Annotated in this window: 2 protein-coding genes; one reads left to right on the top strand and one right to left on the bottom strand. The window is 64.5% G+C overall.

The window, feature by feature from the left end; all coding sequences use genetic code 11:
* The first annotated feature begins 392 nt into the window (after window positions 1-392).
* Complete coding sequence (gene glnA / locus X803_RS0115065; protein ID WP_026545778.1) at window positions 393-1,817, top strand: type I glutamate--ammonia ligase; 1,425 nt, start codon at window positions 393-395, stop codon at window positions 1,815-1,817.
* A gap of 67 nt (window positions 1,818-1,884) precedes the next feature.
* On the opposite strand, the gene X803_RS20435 is transcribed toward glnA, so the two are convergent.
* The coding region (locus X803_RS20435; protein ID WP_035779328.1) for a bifunctional [glutamine synthetase] adenylyltransferase/[glutamine synthetase]-adenylyl-L-tyrosine phosphorylase at window positions 1,885-3,692 on the bottom strand (1,808 nt) is incomplete at its 5' end.

Genomic DNA, 3,692 nt, shown 5'->3' on the forward strand with positions numbered 1-3,692 from the left:
TCGGCCGTCGGCCGGCCGGCCGAGACGCCGGCCCGGCCAGTGACCCGGTCCCCGTGACGGCGGTCCTTCCAGCCATGAACTGATATCTCTGCGGTCAACCACCGTCCAACTCTATCCTGCGGGTCACCGGCGCCCGGCGGTGCTTCCCGGCAGGGCGGCGACGCGCTGTGAGGAACCGCAGCGAAGAGAGGGACCGCTAGGGTAGATGGATGAGCACGTGTGCGAAGCTGCCCGCTTAAGTTACATGCCGGAAACATTTGCGACACCAGTGGGTAACTGCGCATTCATAGTGTGGATGCTGTTGCGACCGCAGCAGGCAAGCCATGCGGCGTTTCCCCCGCGCTACCGGCCCCGGTCGCTCTCCCCCGAATATGCGTTAGGAGCATAATCCGATGTTCAAGAATGCGGACGAAGTCCTCAAGTACATCGCCGACGAAGATGTGAAGTTTGTCGATATCCGTTTCACCGATCTTCCGGGCGTGCAGCAGCACTTCAACGTCCCCGCGAAGTCCGTCGATGCAGACTTTTTCGTACACGGCCAGCTGTTCGACGGATCATCAATCCGCGGTTTCCAGGGCATTGCGGAGTCGGACATGCAGCTGATTCCCGATGTCACCACCGCATTCATCGACCCATTCCGGATCGAGAAGACGCTCGCACTGAATTTCTCTATCGTGAACCCCCGCACCGGCGACCCCTACCACCGCGACCCCCGCGGAGTGGCAGAGCGTGCCGAGGCCTACCTGGCATCCACGGGCATCGCGGACACCGCCTTCTTTGCTCCCGAAGCTGAGTTCTACATCTTCGAGAACGTCCAGTACGAGTCCAGCCCCCAGGGCAGCTTCTACAAGGTCGATTCGATCGAAGCTCCGTGGAACACGGGCCGGGAGGAAGTCGGCGGAAACCTCGGCTACAAGACTCCGTTCAAGGGCGGCTACTTCCCTGTAGCTCCGGTGGACAAGCAGGCTGACCTCCGCGACGCAATGTGCGTCGAGCTGGACGCGGTCGGCCTTGAGGTTGAGCGTTCGCATCACGAGGTCGGCGGCGCAGGCCAGGCCGAGATCAACTACAAGTTCACCACCATGGTGCACGCAGCTGACGACCTGCAGAAGTTCAAGTACATCATCAAGAACGTCGCCAACGCCTGGGGGAAGTCCGCGACCTTCATGCCCAAGCCGATCTTCGGTGACAATGGTTCCGGCATGCACTGCCACCAGTCACTGTGGAGCAACGGCGATCCGCTGTTCTACGACGAGCGTGGCTACGCCGGGCTCTCGGATCTTGCCCGCTGGTACATCGGCGGGCTTCTCAAGCACGCTTCGGCAGTACTCGCCTTCACCAACCCGACGGTCAACTCCTACCGTCGCCTGGTCAAGGGCTTCGAGGCCCCCGTCAATATGGTGTACTCGCAGGGTAACCGCTCAGCCGGCATCCGTATCCCGATCACCGGTTCCAACCCGAAGGCAAAGCGCATCGAGTTCCGCGCTCCGGATCCGTCGTCCAACCCTTACCTGGCCTTCGCGGCACAGCTGATGGCCGGCCTTGACGGAATCAAGAACCGGATCGAGCCGGCGGACCCAATCGACAAGGATCTCTACGAGCTTCCGGCCGAAGAGGCCAAGGACATCCAGAAGGCGCCCGGATCGCTGGAGGAAGCTCTGCTGGCTCTGGAAGCCGACAACGAGTTCCTGCAGGCCGGCGGTGTATTCACCCAGGACCTCATCGATACCTGGATCGCCTACAAGCGTGAGGTGGAAATCACCCCTCTCGCCCTGCGTCCGAACCCCTACGAGTTCGAGCTGTACTACGGCGTCTAGCCACAAGACCGCAAAGCGGGGCCGCACTTCGGTGCGGCCCCGCTTTGCGGTTAACGGCAACCCGGTTCTACTCTCCGTACCCGTAAAAATACCGTTCAAAGATTGCGCGGCTCCGGCGGGTCAGCCGCAGGTAGTCCTCTTCGAGCTGGGTTCCTTTGCCTGGTCCGTACCCACACCAGCGGGCTACCGCTTCAAGGTCCCGCCGGGAGGATGGCAGCAGGTCGGACTGTTTACCGCCCCAGACGGTGTTCGCTGCCCTCACACGTGAGGCGAGGCGCCAGCTTGAGCGCAGGGTGGCGACGTCGTCGTCCGGCAGGAGTCCGTGCGCTTCCACCGCGTCCATCGCCTCCAGCGAGGATGTGGTCCGCAGCGCAGGGATCTCACGGGCGTGCTGGAGCTGAAGCAGCTGGATGAGCCATTCAACGTCGCTGAGTCCGCCCCTGCCCAGTTTCAGGTGGCGTGACGGGTCTGCACCGCGCGGCAACCTCTCGGACTCCATCCGCGCCTTCAGCCGGCGGATTTCCCGCAGGTCGCCGTCGTTGACCTCCCGCTCGTAGCGGACGGGGTCGATGAGCCTTCGGAAATCATCGGCCAGCCCGTCGTCGCCGGCGATAGGCAACGCCCGAAGGAGCGCCTGTGACTCCCAGACCAGCGACCAGCGCCGATAGTACTCACGAAACGATTCGAGAGAGCGCACCATCGGCCCCTGCTTGCCCTCCGGCCGCAGGTCCGCGTCCACCTCGAGGACCCGTTCGGCGAGAATCGGAGGGGTACATGGCTGCTGCAAGAGCTGGCGCAGCTGGCCCACTATCCTTTCGGCCTGGGTCTGCGCCGCCGCCGGGTCGGCACCGTCCCGGGGCCGGTGCACATACATGACGTCCGCGTCGGACCCGTAGGTGATTTCCCGCCCGCCCTGGCGCCCCATGGCGACGACGACGACGTCGGTCAGCGCCTGCTCTCCAGCATGGACTTCCGCTTCGGCGACGTTCAGCGCCCCCAGAACGGCGGCGCGGTCCGCGTCTGCCAGCGCCGGGCCCACCTCTTCCTGCCTGAGGAGGCCTGAACTGTCTGCGATGGCGATCCTGAGGATCTCGCGGCGCCGGATCAGCCGGATGAGCCGCATTGCCTCGTTGGGTGCGGGATGCCGGGACATCTTCGACTGGATCTCCTGCCACTGCGCCTCGAACGGCAGCGGCATCAGCTCCTTGTCCGAGCCGAGCCATTTGGTGGACTCCGGGGAAACCTCCAGGAGGTCGGTGATGAAGCGGCTCGAGGACAGGATGTGGCACAGCCGCTCTGCCGCGGCCTTGGAGTCCCGGAGCATCCCCAGATACCAGTGCGTCTCCCCCAGCGACTCGCTCAGGCGGCGGAAGCCGAGCAGGCCTGCATCCGGGTCGACGCCGTCCGCCAGCCAGTCGAGCAGCACCGGCAGCAGTTGACGCTGCAGGGCTGAGCGTCGGCTGATTCCCGAGGTGAGGGCCTCGATATGGCGCAGCGCTCCGCGGGGGTCCACATAGCCCAATGCAGCAAGCCGGGCGCGGGCCGCCTCCGGGGTCAGGCGGACCTCGTCAGCGCTCAGGTTCGCGGCAGCATTCAGCAGCGGCCTGTAGAAGATCGATTCGTGGAGCCGCCGGACCAGCCGCTTGGTCTGCTGCCACTGTTCGCTGAGTGCTGCCGCCGTGGGGCGGTTTTCCAGCAGGGAGCTGGCAGACGATTTCGCCAGTGCCTTGAGGCTCGGCTCGTCTTCGGGCATGAGGTGTGTGCGGCGCATCTGCACCAACTGGATTCGATGTTCGAGGACGCGCAGGAACCGGTAGGACTGGTCGAACTCCTGGGCGTCCCTCCGCCCGATATAACCCGCCGAGCTGAGCGCCG

The organism is Arthrobacter sp. 35/47 (assembly GCF_000520475.1).
Taxonomy (GTDB): domain Bacteria; phylum Actinomycetota; class Actinomycetes; order Actinomycetales; family Micrococcaceae; genus Arthrobacter_D; species Arthrobacter_D subterraneus.

What these genes read in the sequence shown, in the direction of transcription:
- glnA (WP_026545778.1), top strand. Translation starts at nt 393, where the DNA reads ATGTTCAAGAATGCGGACGAAGTCCTCAAGTACATCGCCGACGAAGAT.